This window comes from Nocardioides sp. YIM B13467 (assembly GCF_042788075.1).
In the GTDB taxonomy this organism is placed as follows: Bacteria; Actinomycetota; Actinomycetes; order Propionibacteriales; family Nocardioidaceae; genus Nocardioides.
The window spans coordinates 14,239-38,569 of record NZ_JBHZPJ010000015.1 but is presented as its reverse complement, the minus strand read 5'-3'; the positions used below and the strand labels follow the sequence as shown (position 1 = coordinate 38,569).

Below are 24,331 nucleotides of genomic sequence, written 5' to 3'. Positions count from 1 at the left end.
ACAGAATCTGCCGGTGAGCTTCCAGACGTACGCCGAGCTGTGGCGGATCCCCGACGTTCGCCGCATCCTCGTGCTGGGTCTGTTCCTGCGGATCCCGATGCCGGCGTCCTCCGTCATCGTGACTCTTCACGTGGTCGGCCCCCTGGACCGCTCCTACGCCGAGGCCGGCCTGGTCTCGACGGTCCTCGCGATCGCGATGGCGATCTCGGCGCCCTGGCTCGGCCGGCTCCTCGACCGCCTCGGCCTGCGGCGTACGCTCCTGCTCCCGCTAGCCGTACTCCCGATCGCCTGGTCGATCGCTCCCTGGGTCGGCTACCTCCCGCTGCTCGCACTGGTCGCCGTCGCCGGGCTCTTCACGGTCCCGTCCTTCTCGGTCGTGCGCCAGGTGATGATCCGCTCGGTCGGTCCGGGGCAGCGCACCGCGGCGCTGAGCGCCGACGCGATGATGACCGAGCTGGGCTTCATGGTCGGTCCGGTGATCGGCGTGCTCGGCGCCAGCTACTTCGGCACTGCCCAGGCGTTGCTGCTGATCCAGTGGCTCGGAATCGCCGCGGCGGTCGTGCTGTGGCTGTTCAACCCGATGATCACCGAGGGAGAGCCGACCGTCCCGAGCGACGCCGTCCCGAGCGACGCCGTCCCGAGCGACGCTGTCCCGAAGCGCCGCTTCGGGCTCCCCTCGTGGGTGAACCCGGGCGTCACGCTCCTGCTCGCCGGCACCTTCACCGCCTCGCTCATCCTCATCGCCGAGGACCTCGGCACCGTGGCCGCGATGCGCGACTTCGACCGCACCGCTCTGCTCGGGATCGTCATGGCGATCTGGGCGCTCGGCTCGCTGCTCGGCGCACTCATCTACGGCGCCCTCAACAGCCACCCCTCCACCGCGGTGATGCTGGTCCTGCTGGGTGCGACGACGGTGCTGACCGCGTTCGCCTGGGACCCGATCTCCTTCGCCGTCCTGCTCCTGCTCAGCGGCTTCTTCTGCGCACCGACCCTGACCGCCGCGCTCGAGGCGATCACCAGCAGCGTCCCCTCGAACGTACGCGGCGAGGTGATGGGCTGGCACGGCTCGGCCATCACCCTCGGCAGCGCCGTCGGCGCCCCCACCGCCGGGTTCGCCATCGACATGATCGGCTGGCAGGGCGGCTTCGTCCTCGGCGGCGGCCTCGGCCTGCTCATCGCGGCGGCCATCTGGCTCACCACGCGACGGATGTCCACCCCAGCGGAGGCGTCGCTCCCGCCGGGCGAGAAGTCAGCCGCGCCGGCCGAGTAGTCACCGCGGTGCCGTCTCGGCCGACGTACGTGACGCCTGGGCTAATGGGGTTTGCGGCGGCGTAGGCCAGCGGCGAGGAGAGCAGCGACCAGGACCCGAGAGGTGACCTCGACGGCACCCGCGGCGACCATGTCGTCGTAGACCTCGGCGGGTACGTCGTAGTGGTCCCGGTCGAAGCCTCGGGCCGGGATGCCCATCCGGCTCGCGAAGGCGTGCAGCTCCTCGTAGGAGGTGTCGCTGGCGAGGTGAGACCACATCCGGCCGCGACTGGGTACGTTCGGCGGGTCGATGAGGATCACGGGCCATTCTTACCGTGTTCATTCTTGGGTGCCACCCTGACCCCACAGCCTTGACCGGTCGGCAAGAATGGTTCCTGATGAACACGACAGTGCTGTTCGAGGCTCGGGCGAGGGTGCTCCATGACCTCGATGCCCGCGGACTCGCCGGTGCGGCAGCCGTCTCCGCCCTCGAGGACGCGATGACCGAGCGCGGCTGGTGGGTGGAGCAGTGGCCGGAGGGCAAGGCGTACGTCGCCGGCCTGGTCGCCCAGGACGTGCAGGACCTGCTCTTCGACGGCGAGGCCTCCGCGCGCTGGCCGGTGTGCACCACGTGTCCGCCCGAGTCGCCGGTGCACTCGCTCCACATCACCCCCGACCTGGGAGGTCCGGACCCGATCTGGGTCTGCGAGGAGAGCGGCGACGTGGTCGCGCCGCTCGGAGACCTCTGAACAGCTCAGCAGGTCAGGACGGACCGAGCTGCAGGTGCAGCGCGTAGCGGTCGGCGCGATAGACCGAGCGGCACACCTCGACGTAGCGGTCCCCCGAAACCGACTTCCGCTGCCTGCGAAGCACGGGGACACCGACGGAGAGGCCGAGCAGGGTGGCCTCCTCGATGTTGGCCACGTCGGCACGGAACGTGTCGTCGACCCACGACGGCCGCATCTGGCGACTGGCCAGCTCGGCGTAGAGGCTGGTCGGCGCGGTCCGCTCGAGCATCCCGGGCACGATCGCCTCGTCGAGGTAGACGTCCTCGATGCAGATCGGCACCCCGTCACCACGGCGCAGTCGCCGCCAGTGGATGACGGCCGCACCCTCCCTGATGCCCAGCGAGCGGGCGATGGTGGGCCCGGCCTTCTCGCGGCCGAGCAACAGCGTCTCGGAGGACGCCTGCATCCCCCGGCGCGCCATCTCCTCGCTGAACCCGAGCACCGGGCTTGCCGCCCGCGGCGGACGCGCCACGAAGGTGCCCCGGCCCGGGATCCGGACCAGCAGACCGTCGGCGACGAGCGCGTCGAGCGCCTGCCGCACGGTGGCTCGGGCAACGCTGAACTTCTGGACGAGCTCCCGCTCGGAGGGCGCTGAGGCTCCAGGGCTTTCGCCGATGACCAGCTCCCTGACGTACTCACGGATCTGGACGTGCTTGAGCGACCGCTCTCCCTCGACCGACCGGACCATGACCAGAGCGTAGGTGTACACCTCGCGTACGTCCCGAGTTTGGTCAAGTTGTGACATTGCAACGAGATGAGGCAGATCAACCGCAACGAAACGACAATGTCTCGATTTCACTAGAACACGTGTTCGATACCGAGGTATGGTGGCGGGGTGGACTTCCAGGGAACACTCTTCGCCCCCACAGACGACGAGACCACCGAGACGACCTACGAGCGGATCCAGCTGGATCGCGGAGCCTGGGTGGACATCGCCCGCGGCTGGCTGCCCGATCCCGACGACGTCTTCACAGCCCTGGTCAGCGACGTCCCGTGGCACGAGGAGCGCCGGCAGATGTACGACCGCGTCGTCGACGTACCGCGGCTCCTGCACACCTACATGCAGGGCGACCCGCTCCCCCACCCCCGTCTCGCCGAGGCCCGCGGCCGCCTCACCGCCCACTACCTGCCAGAGCTGGGCGAGCCGTTCGTGACCGCGGGCTGCTGCTACTACCGCAACGGCAACGACTCGGTCGCCTGGCACGGCGACAAGATCGGCCGGGGCCGCACCAACGACACGATGGTCGCGATCGTCTCCGTCGGCGACCCCCGCCGCCTCGCGCTACGCCCCCACGGAGGCGGCAAGGGGATGAGCATCCAGATGGGCCACGGCGACCTCGTCGTCATGGGCGGCTCCTGCCAGCGCACCTGGGAGCACGCCATCCCCAAGGTCGCCTCCGCCGGCCCCCGGATCTCGGTCCAGTTCCGCCCCCGCAACGTCTTCTGAGGTTCGGGATCAGCCGAAGGGACGCATGCTGAACCCTTCGCCGCGGTAGTAGTTGTCGATCGCGGCATTCATCCTGCTGATGAACGTGTCGAGGACCCTGACCGCACTGACGTAGCTGCGATTTCTCGCGCGGGTCAGGAAGGCCGCCTCGTACGTCGCCACGGCGGTCCTCGCCCGCCCCATCAACTGGCCCTCGATCGCGTCGAAGTGGCTGCTCACGCGCGAGAGCCGCGGCGACCACGCCCTCCAGGTGCGGTGTGCGGCGAGGTAGTTCCGCTGGTACCGCAAGGAGTCGGTGGACGACTGGATCGCCGCGATGTCGATCCGGATCGAGCCTGCTTCTGCGGGGACCGGCTTCGTCGCGACGGCGACGCCGATCGGCGCGAGGCCGGCAACGAGGGCGAAGGCCACGAGCAGGACTCGTAGCCGGGTGGAGAGGTGGGGCACGGTGAACCTTTCTGAGGGAATCTCTGCGGCCATCGTGGTCGGTCCCACGGTCGCCTCGAACCCGTACCGTTCCCGTACCGCAAAGCCCACCCAGCGCCGATCTCAACCGTCCCGAGGTGGGTCCCAGATGCGTTCCGTACGCTGGTAGGAAAGGATGGGACCGACAGCCGACGCCCCTGGAGCCGCCTTGACCACCACCGCACCCGCCCTCGCCCCTCCGTCCGCTGAGGAGATCGCCAGGGCGAAGGAGATCGTCGGGCGGGTCAGCACCGCCTTCAGCAGCCGCGTGGTCGGCCAGGAGCGGCTCAGGACGGCGCTGCTGATCGCGCTCCTCTCCGAGGGTCACGTGCTGCTCGAGAGCGTGCCCGGGCTGGCGAAGACGCTGGCCGCCTCGACGCTGTCGCAGACGGTCAAGGCGAAGTTCTCCCGGATCCAGTGCACCCCCGACCTGCTGCCGAGCGACATCATCGGCACCCAGGTCTATGACCAGCGCAACCACGAGTTCGAGACCCAGCTCGGCCCGGTGCACGCCAACTTCGTGCTGCTGGACGAGATCAACAGAAGCTCCGCCAAGACGCAGAGCGCCATGCTCGAGGCGATGCAGGAGCGCCAGACGAGCATCGCGGGCCACATCCACCCGCTGCCGCGCCCGTTCATGGTGCTCGCCACGCAGAACCCGATCGAGGAGGAGGGCACCTACGTCCTCCCGCACGCGCAGATGGACCGGTTCCTGCTCAAGGAGATCGTCAACTACCCCAGCGACGCCGAGGAGCTCGTCGTCCTGGAGCGCATCGAGGCCGGCACGCTCGGGCCCGACCACGAGGTGACCCGTCCGGTCGCCGACCCCGACGACGTGATCTGGCTCCAGGAGCTGACCAAGCGCATCTACGTCGACCCGGCGATCAAGCGCTACATCGTCGCCCTCGTCCAGGCGACCCGCAACGCCCGCCAGCTCCTCGGGCCGGAGACGGGTTCCTACGTCGAGATCGGCGCGTCCCCGCGTGCCTCGATCGCGTTCCTACAGGCCTCGCGCGCGGCGGCGCTGCTGCTGGGCCGCTCCTACGTGACTCCCGAGGACGTGCGCGAGCTGCGCCACAGCATCCTGCGCCACCGGCTCCACCTCAGCTTCGAGGCGCTGGCCGAGAAGGTCCAGCCCGAGATGCTGGTCGACGCGCTGGTCCGCGCTGTCCCGAGCCCCTGAGTGGCGCCAGGAAATCAGGCACAGAATGGCGACGTACCTTCCCCGGATCCGCACGCGGTTGATGATCCATGCCCACCGCAAGGTCCTGGGCCTGCTCGACGGGGAGTACGCCAGCGTCCAGACCGGGCGCAGCATGGACTTCCACGACCTGCGGGAGTACGTCCCCGGCGACGACGTCAAGGACATCGACTGGAAGGCGACGGCCCGGTCCCGGAGCCTGTTGGTCAAGCGGTTCACGGCCGAGCGCCAGCATCTGGTGCTGCTGGCGATCTCCACCGGCCGGAGCATGGCGGCCCAGGCGACCGGCACCACGACCAAGCGCGAGCTGGCGATCTTCACCGCCGGCCTGGTCGGCTGGCTGGGCGTACGCCACGGCGACAAGGTCGCGGTCGCCTACGGAGACTCGGAGACCCAGAAGCTCACCAAGCCCGCGGACACCGAGGTCGCGCTCGAGCGGGCGCTCGGGCAGGCCCACGAGGCGATCACCCCCGATTCCGCCGAGGCCGACATCGTCGCGGTCCTGCGCCACATCGCCACCAACGTACGCCGCCGGGCGATCCTGCTCGTCGTCACCGACGAGCACTCGGTCAGTGACGAGATGGCCGCGGTCCTGCGCCGCCTCACCGTCCAGCACGAGGTCCTGGTCGCCGGCATCGACGACCTCGACCCCACCACCGCCGTGGCCGGCGGCGCCCCGACGGTCGACATCGACACCGTCTCCGCCCTGCCGGGATGGCTCACCGGCGACGCGGTCCTCCAGGCGCAGTACGCCGAGCTGGCCGCCGCCGAGGAGCACGGCCTGCGCGGCACCCTGGACCGCCTGGGCATCGCCTATCAACGGGTGCAGGACGACGCCACCGCCATCGGCGCGGTCTTCCACCTCTTGGAGAGGCACCGCCATGCGCGCCGGTAGCGTCCCCGAGGAGTTCCAGCAGCCGCTGGCCCACTCGGGCTGGTGGCTGGTGCTCGCGCTCGCGCTGCTCGCCGCGGTGGCGTTCTACTACCTCGCGGTCATCCTGCTGACCCGCAAGCGCCGGCCGGTCGTCGAGGTCGAGACGCCCTGGGTGCCCGAGCCGCGCGACTTCCGTGCCGAGCACCTGGCCGAGATCGACCGGATCGAGCGGGCGGTGCACCGCGGCGACGTACCGGCGCGGGTCGGCCACCAGCACCTGAGCCGCACCGTGCGCGACTACGTCGCCGAGGTCAGCCAGATCCCGGCCGACAAGATGGTCCTCGCCGACCTGAAGGCGACCGTACGCAGCGACCCCCGCACACGCCCGCTGGCGATGGCCGTCGAGGTGATGTACCCGCCCGCCTTCGCCTCCGAGGAGGAGGGCAAGGCTGCCGAGCGCTTCCCCGAGGCGCTGAGCCGGGCCCGTCAGGTGGTGACGACATGGACCTGAGATGGCCCGTTCTCGGCGTGATCATGCTGGTCGTCACGGTGATCGCCGTCGCTGCGATCGTCGTGCTCGCCGCGCGGGTGCATCGCCGTCCGGCCGACGCCGTGCTCGTCGCCCACACCGAGCGCCTCAAGCGACTCCCCCGGTTCCGGGAGCTCGCGACCCAGCAGCGGTGGCTGTCCTGGTGGCAGACCGCGGGGATCGCGCTCGCGGTGATCGGGTGCATCTGGCTGATCGCCCGGCCGCAGACCACCGACATCACCCAGAACCGCTACTCCACCCGCGACATCGTGCTCTGCCTGGACGCCTCGACCTCGATGTTCGACGAGGACACCCAGGTCACGCAGGCCTACTCCCAGCTCGTCGCCGGCCTCAACGGCGAGCGGGTCAGCCTGGTGCTGTGGAGCGACGCCGCGGTCACCGTCTTCCCGCTCACCGACGACTACGGCTGGGTGCAGGACGAGCTGGCGCGCGCCGGCCGGGCCTTCGCCCTCGGCGACCAGGAGTACGTCGCCGGCACCTACCTCGGCAAGGAGCGGGCGAGCCTGATCAGCGACGGGATCGTCTCCTGCGTCAAGCGCTTCGACCTGTCCAACTCCGAGCGCGGCCGGGCGGTCATCGTCGCCTCCGACAACGACCCGCAGGGCGGCCCGCCGGTCTACACGCTGCCCGAGGCGACCGAGTTCGCCAAGGAGCGCGACGTCCAGCTCTACGGCATCGGCTCCGCCGACCTCAGCTTCCAGGAGGACAAGCGCGCCACCTTCGACAAGGCGATGACCGACACCGGTGGCACCTTCTCGCTGCTCGGCGACGACGGCTCGATCGACTCGATCCTGGCCGGCATCGACCGGCTCTCCGCCGACGAGGTCGTCGAGCCGCCGAAGTACCAGATCCGGGACGCTCCCGGCTGGCCGATCGCGACGATCGTCCTCGGGGTCCTCATGCTGATCGCCGGGTGGGTCTACGCCCTCGTCCGCTCGGGGCGGCTCTCCCCCGGCTCGTCGTCCCGGCCGACACCGCCGCGGGGCGCTTTGCCCGCACAGACCCGGCCCCCTAGCGAGGTGGCCCGATGAGTGCCCGGGGGTGGCAGATCCTCACGCTCGTACGCCGCGCGCTGATCGTCCTGCTCACCGTCGTCGTCCTGGTGCGACCGAGCTGGGGTGCGGCGCCGGCGGAGATGCGTACGGCCGATCTCGATGTCCTCGTCGTGGTCGACCGGACGCGGTCGATGGTCGCCGAGGACGCACCCGGCGGCAAGGCCCGGATGACGCAGCTCAAGAAGGACCTCAAGGCGCTCTCGGCAGCGCTGCCCTCGGTGCGGTTCGGCGCGATCACCTTCGGTGGCGAGGTCGTCCGCACCGAGATGCCGTTCACCTACGACACCACCGCCTTCAACGCCTGGGTCGACGGGCTCTACGCCGAGCGGGCCTTCGACGGGTCCGGCTCGATGGTCGACGCTCCGCGCGACGAGATGATCGAGGCCCTGGAGCGTGATCAGGAGCGCTTCCCCGAGCGGCGCCGGATCGTGGTGTTCGCCTCCGACGGCGAGAACACCCGCGAGGGCGTCGACCAGCAGTCGTTCGCCGAGGTCGACGACCTCTCGGCCGGCGGCATGGTGCTCGGCTACGGCACCGAGGAGGGCGGCCGGATGCCCTGGGACGACGAACGTCCCCAGGACGGCTACCTCAAGGACGGCGACGGCCAGGACGCCCGCTCCCGGATCGACCTCGCCAACCTGCGCGAGATCGCAGGTCAGATGGGTCTTCAGACACTTCACCGCACGACGAAGGAGACCAAGGAGATCACCACGGAGGCCTCGACCTGGGACTCCGAGATGCTCACCGAGGAGACCTCCGCCGGCGGCGAGACGTCCCGGGCCTGGCTCTTCGGCTTCCCGCTCCTGGCACTCTTGCTGTGGGAGCTGTGGGGCCATCGCCGCCGTGCACACGAGGCCGAGGAGGTGCTGTCGTGACGCTCACCGAGACGCCTGCCGACTCGACCGAGCCGCAACCGCTACGCACCCCTCGCGAGCAGGTGCGACGCGCGCTGCTGCTCGCCGGGATCGTGCCGGTGGTGATCGGGCTGGCCCTCCTGGGGAAGGTGATCCTGATGGGTCACCACGATCGCAGTGGCCGGGACGCCTGGGACGTACGCGACGCCGCGACCGCGATGGAGCACTACTCGGCCAACCGCGACCTCAACTTCCTGCAGCCGTGGATCGCCCACTTCGACGCCGGCAACGCAGCCTTCCTGCTCGGCGAGAACGCCCGCGCGATCGCCTACTACGGCGAGGCGCTGGAGCGCGTGCCCGAGGACCACGAGTGCACCGTACGCATCAACATGTCGCTGACCCAGGAGGCGATCGGCGACCGCGCCCGGGATGCCGGCGACCAGCCCGGGGCCAAGGCGGCCTACGAGGACGCGCTGGCCACCCTGAAGGAAGGCGACTGCCCCACCGACTCCGGCCAGGGCCCCGAGCAGTCCCAGCAGGGCGAGTCCGTCGAGGAGCGCCTGAAGGAGAAGCTGACCCCGAAGGTGCGGATCAAGCCCAACGAGCAGGAAGACCCGCCCGAGGAGCCGCAGAACCAGGACGAGAAGGAGGACAAGCTCGACCGGCGCAACGGCGACGGCGAGGCCTACCGCCGCGACGACGCCGACCTGGACGACTACGGCGGGTTCAGCGACGAACCCCAGTGGTGAGCTCCGGCTCGTCGGAGCAGCCACGATCAGCACCCATCGGAGCCGAGCCGATCGCGACGGTCACGACCATGTTGCGCACGTCGTAGTAGGCGGTGTCGCCACCAACACGTCTCGCGGTCCGGTCCCTCGGTTGGAGATCTACCAGCGATCGTTCTGATGAACCTTGTACGTCACAGGGACCTCCCACCCCAGATGGCTCGCGATCCGATCCCCGGTGTAGTTCGGGATCGAGTCCTGGATCATGCCGGCAAGGAAGTCGGTGAACGACAGATCGTACGCATTCCACTCCAGGAATCCCCGATCAAAGACGACAATCGGGCGTGAATCGTCCGCAAGATCCCAACAGTATTGATTCGCGTCGTTCGACACCGCCGAGCACAGCAGCCTCAGCTCAGTGTTTGCGAGACGCGCCTTTCTGGGAATCATCCCGGTTTCCCAGGTTTGTTGCGCGTCTTGCGTCTCGATCGCCATGTCGAACACCCCGACGTCCCCGAGATCAGCGGTGGCCGCCGAACTCGCCAGATGATCGCCAAGAGTCTCGGCATCGACGCCTCGCATGGCGTCGAGATCGGCTGTCGGAGCCATGATCGAGAGGTAGTCGCCAAGTTCTCCAGGGCCGATGTCTCGCATGAACTGGACATAGTCCTCGGGAGGGACCGCCCCCCATCCCTCTGCGATGGCGGGCCAGTCAAAAGTTCTCTCTCGCGCATCCACGATTCGGATCAACGGTGCGATGTCCATCTCTATCTTCCGATCAGACGCTGCTACATGAGTGGTACGGGTTGCCCGTAGGCGTCGTCTTGAACGCCAAGGTTCACTCCGTGAACCTCACTCTTCACCACTTCGTTCTCGAACATGGTCGTCCTCTCCCCGTCCGAGCCGATTGACCAAGCCGAGAGCTTGAACGCGTAAGGGACGACACGATCGCCGAAGTACTGCGCCGTGACCTTGTAGAAGACGTCGTTGCCGCTCTTCACCTCCGCTTGGACGGCTAACTCGAACGGCGCCATTCCTCCGTTCTGCGAGCCCCGTTTGCTGAACGTGTTCGCCGCTCGCGAGCACGTCGCCAGGTTGGCCTTGTCGGTTCCGGACCCGCCTAGCGACTTGGCGATCAGGTGGCAGGAGTTGATTGCTTTGACGAGGTATCGCCGAAGACGTCGGAGACGAACTCCCCTGTCCACTCATAGCCGGGAATGTTTGCGATGGCTGGTGATCCGCCACCAAGCATCGGTTCCGTGACGCAGGCACCTGCGCCGGTGGCGCGGCCGCCTACGCCGGTCGGGAGAGTCGCAACCCAGCCGCGACCGGAATGGTGTCCATGCCTGGAGGGTACGACTGGCTAATGCCCGGATGCAGGGCGACCGGGAACCATGCTCGGGAAACCACGGGATGTCAACGGCGGCTACGGCTCAGTTTTCGCGTTCATCGGAGGTCTGCAGCAGCCGGTCCTCATAGGGGTCTGTCAGGGACATCGGTCCGACCTCAACGACGAAGGGGCGGCCAAGACGTGGGTTCGACCGCCCTTCGTCGTCGAGTCAGGTGTCGTCCAGCCAGGAGCGAAGCACGCCGACTTCTGCATCGTCCCCTTCATACTCGGAACAGATGCGATGCAGTTCGGTGAAGAAAGTCAAACCGGCATACGCGACCGCGCTGTACAACTCATCCTCGGGTACGACCGCCTTGTGCTCGAAGGAGTCACTGACCACCGACACCAGCGCGTGCCCTGGCCATGCAGCCTCGACCTTGAACGAGATCGGCTGGTCCGGAAACCCTCGCTTGCCCGTCCCGGTCTTTCGGTAGTCATCGACTGCTTGGACGATGAAGGGCCACAGCCAGTTGATGTCATCCCAGAGCTCGATGCCCATCAACTCTACCTCGTCGACGACCAGACTCACCGCACCTGGCACGTACATCGAGTCTCCGTCGTAGCGCTTGATGTCCTGGATCGGCTGGAACTCCGCGCCAATCCGCACGTAGCTCTGAATCCGTACTCGGTTCATGGCAACATCCCTGGATAGAACTGGCCGATCCGTCCCCGGGACACACCCAAGACGTAGTCGACACCGTTGACAGTTCCCTGCACCTGGCCGCTGCCCGCTCCGATGTCCATCAGCGCGCCGCGGTTCTGCCGAGCCACATCACCGATCGCTGACTGCACGTCATCGATCGACATCGACGAATCGAAGAAACTCTGCTTCGCCTTCACAGACCCGTCCCAGTAACTGGGGTGGTGCCGCTGCAGGATATGCGTCATCCCGCGCTTGTCCAACTGGAACTGCGAGTTGCCGAACTGGAGCCTCTGGCTACTCCAGCCATTCAACGCCGTCAGACAGGTGTTGTGGACGAGGATCTCGTCGTCACCGACGTGGTAGGTGTGGATACCCTCGACCGACAGGTTGTAGGCCCAGCCGTCACGACCGGTAACCCAGCGACCACCGGCAACGGCAACCTCGCGGCCGTCCGCGCCCAGGACCTTCTCACCGGGCTCAAGCTCGTCCGCCCGCTCGAAGCGGTGGTCGTCGACCGACCAGTACGGGTGATCCTCAGTCGTCCGCAGGACCGTCCCGTCAACCAGGACCAGGTCGGACATCCTGTCCCAGTGCCTGATCGTCCCGGTGACGGTCTTCGCAACCTGTTCCCCGGTCTCGGGATCGGTCGCGAGGACCTTGTCACCCTTCTTGACCTTATCGATCGGCTTCTTGCTGCCGTCGGCCATGAGGACAAGCGTCGCGCCGCTGAACGAGCAGGCCCGCGCACCCGTTCTTGCGGCAACAGCAACCTTGCTGATGACCTTGCCAGCAATGCCGCCGACCAAGGCAGTCGCGACGTCGAAGGTGACCCCGCCAGCCGCGTAGGCGTTGGTCGTGGTGTCGACATCGAGTTTCTTGTTGGTCTTCCGTGACAGGTCACCGAGTGGGTCGAACCCGAACAGCATGGCGATCGGGATGGCCGCGCCCCCGCTTACCGCCGCCGTCTCGGTGGCTGCATTGACCCCTCCGCCGATGACGTCTCCGCCATCGCCAGTCGAGACCGGGACGCTCGGATTGGGTTTGGTAACCGGGGCAGGTTCTCGGAGGCCGTCGGAGGTCCAGGTCTTGGGCGCATCACCGCCACCGGACAGAGTGGTGGTGACGTCATCCCACCAGTTCGAGAAGCTGTCGAGGAAGCTGCTGCTAACCGACCCTCCGCCTCCGTTGTCGGCGGCGTACTGATGCCCGTCGAGCTCGATGCCACCGATCGGGTTCCCGCCACCGAACGCGTACCGGTTCGTGTTCCACGGGTCGGTGCCCAGGGCGAGGTCCTTGAGGGCGCCTTGGTAGAAGTCGCGGGTCAGGAACCGGTTGATGCCGGGGTCGTAGTCACGGAACCCGATGTCGTAGGTTCCGGTGCCGCCGTGGATCCGTTTGCCGGAGAACCGGTAGGGGTTCACGGTGTCGAGGTCGGCGGCCATCTTGTCGGTCTCGTTGGCGGCGGTGGAGTAGGCGTCCTGGCCGGTGGTGCCCTTCTTGTCGGGGGCCCCGTAGGCGGTGTAGCGGTAGGTCGAGGCAGTGGTGCCGTCGGTCTTGGACAGGGTCTCGATGTCGCCGTGTGGGTTGGTGCCGTAGTACTGGGTCTCGGTGGTCGAACCGTTGACCGGGGTGTCGGTCAACTGCAACTTCTCACCACTCGGCCCGTAGGCGTAGTTCTTGGAGACCTCCCACGCTCCGCCGGTGTTCTTCTCCTCCTCGACCGCGACCTGGTCGGAGGTGCCGAGGTAGGTGAACCGTAGGGACTTGGTCGGCTTCCCGGTGATCGCGGTCGTCTGGGTGGTGGTGCGGTCGAAGGGGTCGAAGGACTGGGTCTTGGTCAGCTGCAACACACCCGCTGAGTCGAACCGCTGCTCCCGGGTCGTGCGGTCGAATCCGTCATAGGCATACCGCTCGACGACCTGGCCGGCGTTGTCCCGGCTGACCAGACGCCCGTAGGAGTCGTATCGGCTGTAGGTAGTCCCGTTGCCGGTGACCGCGCTGTTGGTCAGCCGGTTGCGGTCGAAGTTCGAGGTCGTGGTGACCGACCCGATCACCTGGGAGATCGTGTTCCCGGCCGCGTCATAGGTGTAGGTCTCATCGTCGCCTGCGTCGGCGCCGGTCTTGTCCACACCAGCGAGCTGGCCGGCCGGGGTGTACGCAAAGGTCGAGCGCTGGTCCAGCGTTCCGGTGGTGCCCGCCTGGTCGAGCTTGGCCAGGTCGAAGGTCTTCTGCCCGTCGGCGTCGTAGTCCAGGGTATGGGCCGCGACGACCTGCTTGCCCCGCTCCGCGCTGGTGCGCTCGTCCGAGGTCCGCAGCAGCCGGTCCTCGTAGAACGAGTAGCCGACCCGGTTCCCGTTGGGTTTGGTCAGTGAGACTGGGAGCCCGCGGGAGTCGTACTCGTAGGAGTAGCGGCTATTCGCCGACGTCGACTGCGGACCGGTCGCGACGGTGGCGACCATGTTGCGTACGTCGTAGGTGTAACCCGTGTAGCGGGTCGCAGCCAGGTTCCCGCCACCCGTGTCAGCATCGACCTTGCGGTCGGCGAACGTGCTGGTCAGGTTGGAGTTCAGGTCATAGGTGTAGGCGGTGGTCCGACGGGTGGTCGTGCCGACGAGCTCGGTGGCGGTCGCGGCGCGGCCGAGGCCGTCGTAGCTGGTCTTGTAGGTGTCGGTCTTCGCGCCGGCGGTATTGTCCTTGACCTGGGTGGTCAGACCGTTGCGGTCATAGGTGTAGACGTAGGCCTTCGACGGGCCGGCCTTGGAGGGAACCAACTGGATCCCGTCGGCGACCACGACCCCGTCGGCGGACGGCTTGAGCACGATGGTCTTCGTGGTCGCGGCGTCGAACCGGTAGGAGCCCAGGGAGACCCACTTGTTGGCGGTGGTGCAGGCCTTCTGGTTCATCGTGGCGGTCTTGGCGCCATCAGCGGTGTTGATGGTGTAGGTCGCGGCGGTGGTGGTGTCGGTGCGGACCGGGCAGGAGGCCTTGACCTCATAGGTGTCGTCGTTGTCCGGGTTCACCTTCCACGTCGCGGTGTCCGAGGCGCCGGCGGATCCGGCGGCTGCGGCGGGGTGGGTGCGGTAGTTGGAGCCGTCGATGTTGGGGTCGGTGCCGGTGACGGTGGCCCAGTTCGCGGTGGGGTTGGCGGTGAAGTGGGCGGCGAGCGCGTTGGTGTAGTACTTGATCAGCTCGCGGGGTGCCTGGTCGTCCTTACCGGCGAGGGACCCGTCGGGGTAGTAGGACATCGACGTCGTGCGGGTCGCGTCGTCGACCGCAGGGTTGGAGAACTTGCGCTGGGTCTGCTGCCCGAGCTGGTTGTAGAGGTAGCTGGTGACCATGCTGTAGGGGTCAGTGGTCGACTTGATCTCCCCGGAGGGGAAGTAGTCGTAGCTGGCCCATTCGTCTGCCTCGGTGGGCGCGCTCGAGGCGAACGTCGGCAGGGACTGCTTGATCAGGCGGCCGGCCTTGTCGTACTCGTAGAACGTCGAGGACGGGTTCGGGTGGGCCGCATCCCCGGCCTTGAACGGTGCCTTGGTCTGGACCGCCTCGCCGGCCAGGTTGTAGATGGTCTCGGAGGCTCGGCCGGTCGGGCTGGTGGTCTTGGTGACCTGGCCGACCTTGTCGTACGTGGTCTTGGTGACCTGGTCCCGCGCCGAGGTCGCGCCCCAGGCCGTGTGGGGGACGTGGGTCTCGATCGGGCGGCCGGCGGTGTCGTAGACCTTGCGGACCCGGACGCCGCGCGGGTCTACGGTCGCAGTCACAAGACCGTCGGCGTCGTACTCGGTCTTGGTGACGTACCCCTTCGCGTCCGTTGAGGTGATGGGGCGGTGGTTGAGGTCGTAGCCGACCTTGGCGGTGTAGTCGGAGTCCGCGGTGGTGGCGTTCTTGACCGGGTCGACGGTCATGACCAGGTTCCCCACTGTGTCGTAGCTCGACGTCGTGGTGGCGGTCTTGCTGGTCCCGTCGGTGTCGACGAACGGAACATCGACGCGGATCTGCTGACCGACCTTGTCGTAGACGTACCGGGTGACGAAGTCGTTGGCGTTGCTGGTGGTGGCCACGCCTTCGGGGGCGGTCTGCTCGACCAGCTGCCCGAGATCGTCATAGGAGGTGGTGATCGCCCTACCGGTGGTGTTGTTGTCCGGCAACTCCTGACGGGTGGGCAGATCCGTCGCGTTGTAGGTGCTGGTGGTGACCGCACCGTTGGCGGCCGTCGAGGAGGTCAGGTTGTCGTTGAGGTCGTAGGCCGACACGGTCGTACGGGTCGCCTTCGGCGAGCCCGGTGCTGAGTCGTCACCGGGGGTGGTGACCTTGGTCGGGCGGCTGAACCCGTCGTACTCGACGGTGGAGACATTGTTGAGCGGGTCGGTGACGGTCAGCGTGTTGCCGCGGGGGTCATACGTCATCGATGAGGACTGGTCGGTGGTGGCGGTGACTTGGCTGGTGACCTTGGTCGGCATGCCGGAGACGTCATAGGTGTTGTAGGTGGTGACCGCGCCCTTGGCGTCGGTGGCGGTCGACAGCAGGCCGGTGGCGGTGTAGGTGTAGCTGGTGGTGTTCGCGAGCGGGTCCGCGACGCTCTTCAACGCGCCGGTGGCGGGGTCGTTGGTGAAGGTCCAGGCCCGGCCTGCGGCCGAGGTCTTGGTCTTCAACGCTGTCGGCGCACCTGGTGCGTTGGGGAGACGCTCGTAGGTCAACCGGACCCCGGCGCCGCCGTTCTTGACGGTCTGGGCGTCGCGGATGGTCAGTGGGTAGCCGGTGCGGTTGTCGTAGTCCCAGGTCGAGACCGCGCCGTTGGCCTCCTCGAGCCGGATCACGTTGTGGTCGCGGTCCCAGCCGAGGTTGGTGGTGCGCTGCAACGAGTCGGTGACCGACGTGGTCCGGCCGTACCCGTCGACCCGGTAGGTCGTGACCGTGTCTCCGGGGCTGCCCGGGGTGCCACCGCCCGGGGAGGCGGTGGTGTTGTGGTCGGTGACCACGGCGCGGTTGTCCACGCCCTCGGAGCCGTCGGGATCGGAGTAGGTGAAGTCGGTGGTCTTGCCGCGTCGGTCGGTGAAGGTCTTGGGCCAGTTGGCGTAGGCAGAGTTCTCCGTCGAGGTGAAGTACGCGATCCGGGAGATGTTGTCTCTGGGGTCGGTGATCGAGGTCATCAACGTGTTCGAGTTGGCCGAGTCGTTCGAATACGTGAACCCGAACCGTTTCACCGGTGCCGTGGCCACGCCCTCGACCGGGGCAGCGGTGTCGCTCAGGCTGGTCAGCATGTGGGCGGTGTTGTAGCCGAAGGAGAGCTTCTGGCCGGCGATGTCGGTGATGGAGACCAGCCCGGCGGTGTCCCAGGTCAAGGCGAGCACGGTGCGCCCGTCGGCGAGGGCGACACCCCGCGGTGTGTCGATCACCTTCTCCAGGCGCTGTTCGCCGGTGCCGGTGTAGACGAAGTTCAGCTTGTTGCCGTAGGTGTCCTCGACCGAGGTCTGCAGCCCACTGTCACCGCTGAAGAAGAACCGGGTGCCGTCGTGGCGGGTGAAGACCCACTGGTGAGCGATGTCAGCCGTCGCATCCCTGGTCAGCTCCAGAGCCACGCCAGCGGGCCGGTCGTACTCCAGAATGTTCGGCGTACCCGCGTCGTCGTTGATCTTGTAGGTGTGGCCGGTGCCGTCACCATCGACGAACGTCATCAGGTTGTTGGTCGATCCACCCGAAGGAACCGAGAGCCTCGACCCGAGCCGGGTCAAGGTGCCGGGCTGAACCGAGACACCCCACCCAGCGCCCACATCGGTAGCGTCCTTGGAGTTGTAGGTGGCCCGTACGAACGCCGCGGGGCCGACCGACGGGTTCGAGATCGCCTCGTAGGACCACGACTCGTTGCCCGAGGTCAGGTTCGTCAAGACCTGGGATCCGGCACCGGTCTCCTCGCCGGTGTAGGTGCCGAACTTCTCCAACCCGAGCGCGCTGGAGGTCGCGGACTCGACATAGCGGTCCTGGCACAGCAACCCGGTAGCGGCCATCGCACAGCCCGGCGTGGAGTTCTGGCCACCACCCGGCTTGTAGGCATGAGCCGCGGACCACCAGGCGCCATCGGCGGTGTTACGCAGATCCAGATAGAAGTCATACGCAAGGCGCTTCGACCCGGTATCGGAGTTGATCGGGGTGCGCACAGGCAAGGTCAGGTCGACCGACTCACCCGGCTCCAACGCCCGCCCAACCGCAACCTTGAGCCGGTCACCCTCGACGGTGATGTCCTGGGTCGAATCGGGCTCGGTCCACCGGTAGGTGAGTTCCAGGGTCGATGGCCAGGCAGTGTCGGTGGTGTTGGTGACCGTCACCGGAACGCGGGTGATCGTGCCCGGCACGAACCGTTGCGGCATGGTGGGTGCCTCGAAGACCTGGTCGTCGTTCTTCACCAGGTGCTCCACCCGCAGCCGTGGCCGCAGGTTCGGGTCGAGTGCCTCGCTGTTCAGGATCGAGATGCGGTGGGTGGAGGCTGCCTCGTCGCGGATCTTGAGCAGCAACCCGTTCGGCGCGCCCGCGGTCCCGTCGACCCAGCCCTGCACGGTCGACTTCAACCCGGTGCTGTCGAAGCTCACCCGGTCTTGGCCGTTGCCGATGCTCGCCGAGGCCACCGCGGTGGCCTTGTAGGCGCCACCATCGGTCCAGTCCTGCGCCGTCGAGGCACGCTGCCAGGTCGCCTGGTTCTCGACGAACCCACTGGTCAGCTCGTGCAGGTCATAGGTCGAGGTAGCACCCGTACCCGAGGACTTCCACAGCTCGAACGAGGCTGAGGTGACCTTGACCCGCCGGTTGATCGGGGAGGTGTCGAACCCGAACACCGCCCGCTCATCACCATAGGTGGCGTGGTTGTTGCCGGCCTGCACCCAGGTCCGGTCACCTGCCGTCACCTCATCGGGGTTGGGCAGGTTCGTGGTCGGCTTCACGGCCGACAGAGTCGTGTCGGCAACATCGACAGTCGGGCTGGCGGTGAAGATCCGTGCGATCCGCCCCTCTTGCGGGATCTGGACCGTCACCGGCGCCCCCACCGCCGTGCCGTCGCGGCCCTCCTCAGCGCTACCACCCGAGGACGGTGCCTGAGTGTCGGCGACCGTACGCGCCACCACCCAGTAGCGGTACGACGCCTGCTCCGTCGCGGTCGACGCTAGCGCAGTGTCGTCGCGGAACTGCAGCGTGTCCGCCGGGACCGTGCCGACCAGCTTCAGGGCACCGTTGCGGGCGTACTCGGTGGTGAAGTCCTCACCGACCGGTGTCGTGCACCCGCCCCCAGGAGCTGAGGCCGGCAGCGAGACACAGCCACGGAAGATCTGATATTCCGCTACATCATCGTCTTGGGCGAAGGACGGGTCCGAGGCCGAGGACCACGACAGTTCCGGGCCATCGGCGTGCACCGTGGACGGGACGCTCTGCACCGGGCCGGGCTGCCCAAGGACCACGACCAGCTGCGGACGCGTGTCACCGTCGGCCTCCGAGGCGTAAGCAGCATCGCTGGAGTGGTAGTACGGACCACCCAGCGGAGTGGTGGACTCGTTGTAGGCCTTGACCGTCAGCCCGAAGTTCGATGCCGGGTTCGTCACCCAGTTCTGCACCATCGACCCAATGCCGTAGGTGTGCCAGCCATCGCGCTGCGTCTCGCCCTTGAACGCGCGGGCGTACTCCATCCATCGCACCGCATCCGCCATCGGCGCAGTCGCCGTCGACCCGCTCTGGCGGGTCATCCGGATCCGGGCTGTCGCACCCGGGGCGAAGTGCTGCTGGGTCGAGACCCGCATCCACGGCCCCGCCGTCGCGGTCTGGTCGATCCCGACCGAAGGGCTCGTGCCCTGATCACCGGTAGCGGTATAGGTCGGGGTCCCGCGCGAGGCGCCCGGCAGGTAGCGCATGTCGGTCTCGTAGAGACCAGCCCACGGCAGCTTTGCGTTCCAGTCGAACGTGTCTGCCGTAGTCCCCGAGCCCAGCGAGGAGTACGAGCCGTAGATCGCGTTCCCGTCGGCAGCGTCCTTCCACGGACCGCTGAACGAGGTCGCGCCGCTGTCGGAGTCATCGACCAGGAACTGGTTGAAGTAGTTGATGTTCGTGAACGAGGTGTTCATCCCGTCCCAGGTCGCGGTGTCCTCGCTCCACGCCTTCGTGACCTGGTAGGCACGCATCTCGATCGGGTCGGTCTCGGTGTTGTGCACCGAGGAGAAGTGCAACCTCAGCTGCGCGGCATAGACCTGAGCATCGGTCGGGATCGCCGAGGTGTCGAACTTGAACAATCCGCGCCACAGACCGGACGTGCCCTTTCCAACCGTGATCGTTGAGGCCCCCGGATAGCTCGTCGTCGGCGCACCCTGGGCGATCGAGGTGTCCTGACCGTCCGTTGCATCCGGCGCATAGACCAGGGTGGGGTCGATGCTGACCGGCCACTCCCGCGCCTTCTGGTCGAGCCAGTCGGCCTTCGGTGTGACCGTCACCGTCGTCGTGCCGTCGTCGGCTTCACCCAGGCTCTGGGTCACCTCATCCGAGCGCACCCCGGCCGCATCCGTCATGTACGGCGCCGGCAACACCAACCGCGGCCGCTTCGCGTCCTTGCTCTTGTAGAGCCCGATCGCACCACCCTCGATCTCGCGGGCAACCAGACCCTTGAGATCCAACGCAAAGGTGAAACCCTCCGCCGGGGCGGCCGCGGCATCGGGCAGGAGGATCTCCTCCTTCAGCTCACCCGCCGCCACCGTGTAACGCAGATCGGCAGAGCCGAAAACATCATCGACATCGACCCGGGAACCCTTCGCCTCGGGCGTCAGGTTTCCGTCCGTGCCGACCGCGCCCAGCGAGACCGACCAGCCATCACCCGTGGCCGAGGCCAGATCGTGGCGCGACTTGCCGAAGCGGGTCTCGAACACGTTCGACTCGTTCGCGAACGCCGTCGCACCAGCGCCCGGGTTGACCTGGGTCTCGATCGGCTGCCAATCGTCCGAAGACGACTTACGCCAATGCACCGGCGCCGTGCTCAACGTGACCTGACGCGTCCCATCCGACATCAGATGCGTCGTCGATCGCTCGCGCCGCTGTCCCGTCAGCTCCCGCACTCGATACGGCTTGACCGAACCCGCATCCTTACGCCGCTTCTCCCCCACCGTGGCTGCAGCCGACTTCAACCGCGCCGACGGCTTCGCCGCCACCGCCGGACTTGGCGCCTTCAGTTGTGCGACCCGCGGAGCAGCGGCGGCGATCGCACCCGGAGGCGCAGCGGTCGCCGGCAACGCCAGCCCTGCCAGCATCAGCACCACGCTCAACAGTCCGATCAGGGACGTCAAAACAGCGCGAACGATCGCTCGAGACACAGAAGGCACGAGAACTCCTGGAGAGAAGCAGTGGGGGAGATCTGTACGCGAAAACGGCTACACACGCGTACAGAACGAATCAAAGTCGTGCCCGAGCAGCGAGCCAGGAACCTATACGGGCATCCGCAGCGGCCGCCACGTCAATTCGGAAGTCTTTACTCAAGGTCACCCAATGTGCCGTTCTCCGGACCAGGCGTTCTCTCTCGACCGCGGCGGCTATCGGCGCTGTTCGCTCAGAGCACGAGGTCGCTACTGGAAGCCGGGCTTCGTATCGGCACAGCCAGTCATGGTGAATTCGACTCAGAGGGGGCGCGCGTAGTCATCGAACCAGGGTCTGGGACGGGAGCTCCTGGAACTGTGCCCGGTACGCCTGGGAGAACCGTCCGAGGTGGAAGAAGCCCCACTGGGCGGCGATCTCGGTGACCGAGGTGGCGGTCGCGTCGGCGGCGAGCAGGTCGGAGTGGGCCCGGTCGAGCCGCGTCCGCCGCCAGTACTCCAACGGGGTGGTGTCGAGGTCGCGCTGGAACGCCTCCTGCAGTGTGCGAGTGGATACGCCGACCCTCTGGGCCAGCTCGGCGACCTTCCAGGGGCGCTCGGGGTGGGCCTCGAGGAGGTCGACGGCCATGCGTACGGCCCGGGAGACGGTGGGTGATGCGTTCTCGGAGACGATCTCGAGGGACGTGTTGGCCTGGATCGTCAGCAGCCCCCCGATGAGCGCCTGCTCGTAGGGCGCGGCCACCAGCGGAGAGCTCATCAGCGAGCCACCGGCCTCGACGTTGTCGTAGGCCAGCCGCACCATCTTCAGCCAGTCGCGCACCTCGGGCCGGCCGAGGTCGAGCGCCGGGTCGAAGACCACCGGCCCGGAGCCGCCGATGCCCGCGGCCGCCTCCTCGACGGCGCTGCGCCGGATGTAGACCTGCAGCTTCTCGCAGCCGTCGGACCAGAGCATGTCGACCGGCTCGGTCGGGGAGCCGATCGAGGCGCGGGTGCGGTCGGCGAGGACGACCTGCTCCCCCACCTTGACCTTGGCGGTGCCGGCCAGCGGGAGCTGGATCAGGTAGAAGTCGTCGAAGGTGCCGGGAGTGATCCGCACCTCGTCGCCGTAGCGCATGTAGTTGAGCATCACGTCCTCGCCCAGCGGTGCGGCGTTGTGCACCATGTCGAGGTGGGAACCTGCCTTGGTCAGCGCCAGGTAATGGGCACAGAATCGTTCGGCCACGGCTTCTCTGGCCTGGTCCACGTCAGTGGTGGCGACGACCGTGTGGCGGCCCAGCAGGGGACGGGGCAATGGAGGCTCCTGGCGTGGCTCGACTGACCGAAGAGCGTAGCGGAGCCCGCGCCGCGTCAACGCGAACGCGGCGCAATCACTGTCTAAAGTCCCAGCCCAGGTCCTGGCCCGAACGAGATGCCGGTCCCACCCTGGTGTACCGGCATCTCGCCGTACTAGCTCCTCGCTGCCAGCTTCTCCACGAGTCTGGGAGTGATGGAGGCGTACGCCTTCGGGTTGATCGGCAGCAGCCACTGCACGGCCTTGACCCGCTTGCTGACGTCGATGCCGACGTCACCGAGAACCTCGTCGATGTTGTGCATCGAGAACGGGATGATGTTGGTGCCGCGGGCGTGGTGGCCGTCGGTGCGCTCCCGCATCCAGGCCAGCCGCGCGGTGACATGGGCCTCCATCTCCTCCACCGGCGGGACCTCGTGGCCGCCACCGAGGTACGAGCCGATCCAGACGGCGCTCATCTCGGCCGAGAGCGGCGAGAAGAACGAGGAGTTGTAGCCGGCGAAGGTCAGGTCCTTCACGTTCAGCGGCAGGATCTGGCGGTAGAGCTGGTAGTCGCCGTTGTCGTCGGTGAGCTGGTCCTGGATCTCCTCGGAGAAGAACGGGAGCTCCTGCTTGAACCCGGTCGCGGTCACCACGATGTCGGCGGGCACCGCGCGCCCGTTGGCGAGCTCGGCGTATGGCTTGCCCTCCAACGTCTCGAAGGCGGCGATCTCGGTGTCGCGCTCGACGGCGATGTCCCCGGCCTCGACGCCCTCGAAGAAGCCTTCGGTGGCCAGCGAGACGGTCGAGCGGGCGATGTCGGTGAACTGGCCCTTGGGCAGCAGCCCGAGCTTCTTCAGCTTGAGCTGGCTGGTGGTGACCGACTCGACGCTGCCGACCATCGAGCCCGCCATCTTCGAGCCGCCCGCGTGCAGGACCTTCTCGGCCCCGCTGATGCTCTGGTAGGGGAACAGCCCCTCCCCCATGCGAGTGAGCAGCAGCATCTTGTAGTTGAGGACGCCCTTGATCTTGCGGGGCATCTTCCACAGCAGCTGGCGCGCGACCACGGTGGTCGAGGCCGCCTCCTTGGCGATCTCGACGGCCACGTCGCAGGCCGACTTCCCGTAGCCGACGACCACGACGTCCTTGCCCTTGACAGTCTCCAGGTCGTGCAGCTCGCTCGCCGCGAGGATCCGGCCACCGGCGGCCTCCAGCTCGTCGACCCCGTCGTACGCAGGGGTGAACGGCTCCGAGAAGACGCCGCTGGCCACGACCAGATGGTCGTGGTGCTCGGTCGTCTCGCCGTCGCCACTCGCGAAGGTGATGTCCCAGCCGCCCCCTCCAGCCGGCTGGGCACTCCGCACCTCGGTGGAGAGCTTGATCATCGGGGCGAGCTCGTACTTCTCGACGTACATCTCGAGATAGCTCTGCACCTGCTCGCCGCTGAGCCACTCGGGGAACACCTTCGGCATCCTCAGGTCCGAGAGCGTGTAGGAGTCCTTGTTGTTCTGCGTCGTCAGGCCCGGGTAGCGACGGGTCCGGCTCCAGACGCCGCCGACATCCGGGGCCTTCTCGTAGACGGTGACGTCATGACCGAGCTCGGTGAGCACCTTGGCCGAGGCAACGCCTGCGAACCCGGCACCGATGACCGCGATCTTCACTTTTCTGTTTCCTCTCGCAGCGGGGTCTGCGTAGTGGAAACGCTAGAGAGGTCGACTGGCACCCCGCTATCCACGTTGCGCGGGTGATATCCGGTTTGCGCGACGGGTTCAACCTCGCAGGAGCTTGTAGACGATCACCGCCGCGGCGATGACCGCTACCCCGATGGCGAACTTCTTGCCGTAGTTCTTGATCAGCACCGGCACGACCGTGGCGCCGAGGTCGATCGCCTCGGGCTGCTGAGCGTGCTTCGGCCCGGCGCTGGTCGAGCCACCGGAGCCGCTAGGCGGAGGTGTGTCGAGACCGACACGGTCCCCTCTCACGCTCGATGGAGCCGTGTTGGTCTCGACACCGCTCGCTTCGCTCGCGGGCTCGACCAGCGGAGCTGCGGAGGGGGCTGACTTCGACTCCAGGCACGCGACGAACTGGCCGAGCAACTTGTCGGAGACGTCCTGCATGACCCCGCGCCCGAACTGGGCGGGCTTTCCGGTGACCGCGAGATCGGTGACGATCTCGACCTTCGTACCGGTGCCCTCCGGGGCCATCGTCAAGGTCGCGTTGGCGCCGGCGGTGCCATTGCCCCGCTTGTCCCGTCCCTTGGCCTCGACGACCAGGCGACGGGCGGCCTCGTCCTTCTCGACGAAGGTGCCGGAGCCGGCGTAGACCATGGCGATCGGGCCGAGCTTGACCTTCACCGTGCCGGTGAAGGTGTCGCCCTCGGCCGAGGTGACCTGGGCTCCCGGGAAGCATTCAGCCATCGAGCCGATGTCCAGGAAGCTGTTCCAGGTCTCCTCGACCGAGGTCGGAACCGTGAACTCGTGCGTCAGGTCCACGCC

Annotated in this window: 19 protein-coding genes; 9 read left to right on the top strand and 10 right to left on the bottom strand. The window is 67.4% G+C overall.

Going from position 1 to position 24,331, the window contains the following annotated elements; genetic code table 11:
• The first annotated feature begins 13 nt into the window (after positions 1-13).
• Positions 14-1,270, top strand: a complete 1,257-nt coding sequence (locus ACFX43_RS04160) for an MFS transporter (RefSeq protein WP_378817377.1) — start codon at positions 14-16, stop codon at positions 1,268-1,270.
• A gap of 41 nt (positions 1,271-1,311) precedes the next feature.
• On the opposite strand, the gene ACFX43_RS04155 is transcribed toward ACFX43_RS04160, so the two are convergent.
• Entirely contained in the window at positions 1,312-1,569 is a 258-nt protein-coding gene (locus ACFX43_RS04155) for a DUF4031 domain-containing protein (protein ID WP_378817374.1), read from the bottom strand.
• Positions 1,570-1,646: 77 nt separating this feature from the next.
• Between ACFX43_RS04155 and ACFX43_RS04150 the strand changes: the two genes are divergently transcribed.
• Positions 1,647-1,997, top strand: a complete 351-nt coding sequence (locus tag ACFX43_RS04150) for a hypothetical protein (protein WP_160026922.1) — start codon at positions 1,647-1,649, stop codon at positions 1,995-1,997.
• 13 nt (positions 1,998-2,010) lie between these two features.
• On the opposite strand, the gene ACFX43_RS04145 is transcribed toward ACFX43_RS04150, so the two are convergent.
• The gene (locus ACFX43_RS04145; protein WP_378817371.1) at positions 2,011-2,745 is read right to left on the bottom strand and encodes a GntR family transcriptional regulator; all 735 of its coding nucleotides are present in this window, start codon (positions 2,743-2,745) and stop codon (positions 2,011-2,013) included.
• Positions 2,746-2,871: 126 nt separating this feature from the next.
• Here ACFX43_RS04145 and ACFX43_RS04140 point away from each other — a divergent pair, with 126 nt between their 5' ends.
• On the top strand, positions 2,872-3,483 hold the full coding sequence (locus tag ACFX43_RS04140; RefSeq protein WP_378817369.1) for an alpha-ketoglutarate-dependent dioxygenase AlkB: 612 nt from the start codon (positions 2,872-2,874) through the stop codon (positions 3,481-3,483).
• 9 nt (positions 3,484-3,492) lie between these two features.
• Here the strand turns inward: ACFX43_RS04140 and ACFX43_RS04135 are convergent, their stop codons facing one another.
• On the bottom strand, positions 3,493-3,930 hold the full coding sequence (locus tag ACFX43_RS04135) for a hypothetical protein (RefSeq protein WP_378817366.1): 438 nt from the start codon (positions 3,928-3,930) through the stop codon (positions 3,493-3,495).
• Between the two features lie 187 nt (positions 3,931-4,117).
• Between ACFX43_RS04135 and ACFX43_RS04130 the strand changes: the two genes are divergently transcribed.
• Genes ACFX43_RS04130 through ACFX43_RS04105 form a run of 6 tightly spaced genes read left to right on the top strand, consistent with a single transcriptional unit; the run spans position 4,118 to position 9,231 of the window.
• Complete coding sequence (locus ACFX43_RS04130) at positions 4,118-5,131, top strand: AAA family ATPase (protein WP_378817363.1); 1,014 nt, start codon at positions 4,118-4,120, stop codon at positions 5,129-5,131.
• A gap of 25 nt (positions 5,132-5,156) precedes the next feature.
• Positions 5,157-6,044: a DUF58 domain-containing protein gene (locus ACFX43_RS04125; RefSeq protein WP_378817360.1), complete on the top strand. Its 888-nt coding sequence runs from the start codon at positions 5,157-5,159 to the stop codon at positions 6,042-6,044.
• The gene (locus ACFX43_RS04120; RefSeq protein ID WP_378817358.1) at positions 6,031-6,534 is read left to right on the top strand and encodes a hypothetical protein; all 504 of its coding nucleotides are present in this window, start codon (positions 6,031-6,033) and stop codon (positions 6,532-6,534) included. Before ACFX43_RS04125 ends, ACFX43_RS04120 begins: the two co-directional genes overlap by 14 nt.
• Positions 6,525-7,604, top strand: a complete 1,080-nt coding sequence (locus tag ACFX43_RS04115; protein ID WP_378817356.1) for a VWA domain-containing protein — start codon at positions 6,525-6,527, stop codon at positions 7,602-7,604. The genes ACFX43_RS04120 and ACFX43_RS04115 overlap by 10 nt, the downstream gene beginning before the upstream one ends.
• A complete protein-coding gene (locus ACFX43_RS04110) occupies positions 7,601-8,503 on the top strand; it encodes a VWA domain-containing protein (RefSeq protein ID WP_378817354.1) in 903 nt (300 codons plus the stop codon). Before ACFX43_RS04115 ends, ACFX43_RS04110 begins: the two co-directional genes overlap by 4 nt.
• Positions 8,500-9,231 carry a hypothetical protein gene (locus ACFX43_RS04105; protein ID WP_378817351.1) on the top strand — a complete coding sequence of 244 codons (732 nt, stop codon included), beginning with the start codon at positions 8,500-8,502 and terminating at the stop codon, positions 9,229-9,231. The genes ACFX43_RS04110 and ACFX43_RS04105 overlap by 4 nt, the downstream gene beginning before the upstream one ends.
• 138 nt (positions 9,232-9,369) lie before the next feature.
• On the opposite strand, the gene ACFX43_RS04100 is transcribed toward ACFX43_RS04105, so the two are convergent.
• From ACFX43_RS04100 to ACFX43_RS04070, 7 genes are all read right to left on the bottom strand, one after another.
• Positions 9,370-9,972, bottom strand: coding sequence for a hypothetical protein (locus ACFX43_RS04100; protein ID WP_378817350.1), 603 nt, complete (start codon positions 9,970-9,972; stop codon positions 9,370-9,372).
• 23 nt (positions 9,973-9,995) lie between these two features.
• On the bottom strand, positions 9,996-10,412 hold the full coding sequence (locus tag ACFX43_RS04095; protein WP_378817348.1) for a DNA/RNA non-specific endonuclease: 417 nt from the start codon (positions 10,410-10,412) through the stop codon (positions 9,996-9,998).
• A gap of 354 nt (positions 10,413-10,766) precedes the next feature.
• On the bottom strand, positions 10,767-11,231 hold the full coding sequence (locus tag ACFX43_RS04090; protein ID WP_378817346.1) for a hypothetical protein: 465 nt from the start codon (positions 11,229-11,231) through the stop codon (positions 10,767-10,769).
• Positions 11,228-20,509 carry a DNRLRE domain-containing protein gene (locus tag ACFX43_RS04085; RefSeq protein WP_378817343.1) on the bottom strand — a complete coding sequence of 3,094 codons (9,282 nt, stop codon included), beginning with the start codon at positions 20,507-20,509 and terminating at the stop codon, positions 11,228-11,230. Before ACFX43_RS04085 ends, ACFX43_RS04090 begins: the two co-directional genes overlap by 4 nt.
• Positions 20,510-20,891: 382 nt before the next feature.
• A complete protein-coding gene (locus tag ACFX43_RS04080; protein ID WP_378817340.1) occupies positions 20,892-21,860 on the bottom strand; it encodes an AraC family transcriptional regulator in 969 nt (322 codons plus the stop codon).
• Positions 21,861-22,015: 155 nt separating this feature from the next.
• Positions 22,016-23,497, bottom strand: a complete 1,482-nt coding sequence (locus tag ACFX43_RS04075; protein WP_378817338.1) for a flavin-containing monooxygenase — start codon at positions 23,495-23,497, stop codon at positions 22,016-22,018.
• A gap of 108 nt (positions 23,498-23,605) precedes the next feature.
• Positions 23,606-24,328, bottom strand: coding sequence for an SRPBCC family protein (locus ACFX43_RS04070; RefSeq protein ID WP_378817335.1), 723 nt, complete (start codon positions 24,326-24,328; stop codon positions 23,606-23,608).
• Positions 24,329-24,331 lie beyond the last annotated feature (3 nt).

What these genes read in the sequence shown, in the direction of transcription:
- ACFX43_RS04150 (WP_160026922.1), top strand. Translation starts at nt 1,647, where the DNA reads ATGAACACGACAGTGCTGTTCGAGGCTCGGGCGAGGGTGCTCCATGAC.
- ACFX43_RS04125 (WP_378817360.1), top strand. Translation starts at nt 5,157, where the DNA reads ATGGCGACGTACCTTCCCCGGATCCGCACGCGGTTGATGATCCATGCC.
- ACFX43_RS04120 (WP_378817358.1), top strand. Translation starts at nt 6,031, where the DNA reads ATGCGCGCCGGTAGCGTCCCCGAGGAGTTCCAGCAGCCGCTGGCCCAC.
- ACFX43_RS04115 (WP_378817356.1), top strand. Translation starts at nt 6,525, where the DNA reads ATGGACCTGAGATGGCCCGTTCTCGGCGTGATCATGCTGGTCGTCACG.
- ACFX43_RS04110 (WP_378817354.1), top strand. Translation starts at nt 7,601, where the DNA reads ATGAGTGCCCGGGGGTGGCAGATCCTCACGCTCGTACGCCGCGCGCTG.
- ACFX43_RS04100 (WP_378817350.1), bottom strand. Translation starts at nt 9,972, where the DNA reads ATGGACATCGCACCGTTGATCCGAATCGTGGATGCGCGAGAGAGAACT.
- ACFX43_RS04090 (WP_378817346.1), bottom strand. Translation starts at nt 11,231, where the DNA reads ATGAACCGAGTACGGATTCAGAGCTACGTGCGGATTGGCGCGGAGTTC.
- ACFX43_RS04085 (WP_378817343.1), bottom strand. Translation starts at nt 20,509, where the DNA reads ATGCTGGCAGGGCTGGCGTTGCCGGCGACCGCTGCGCCTCCGGGTGCG.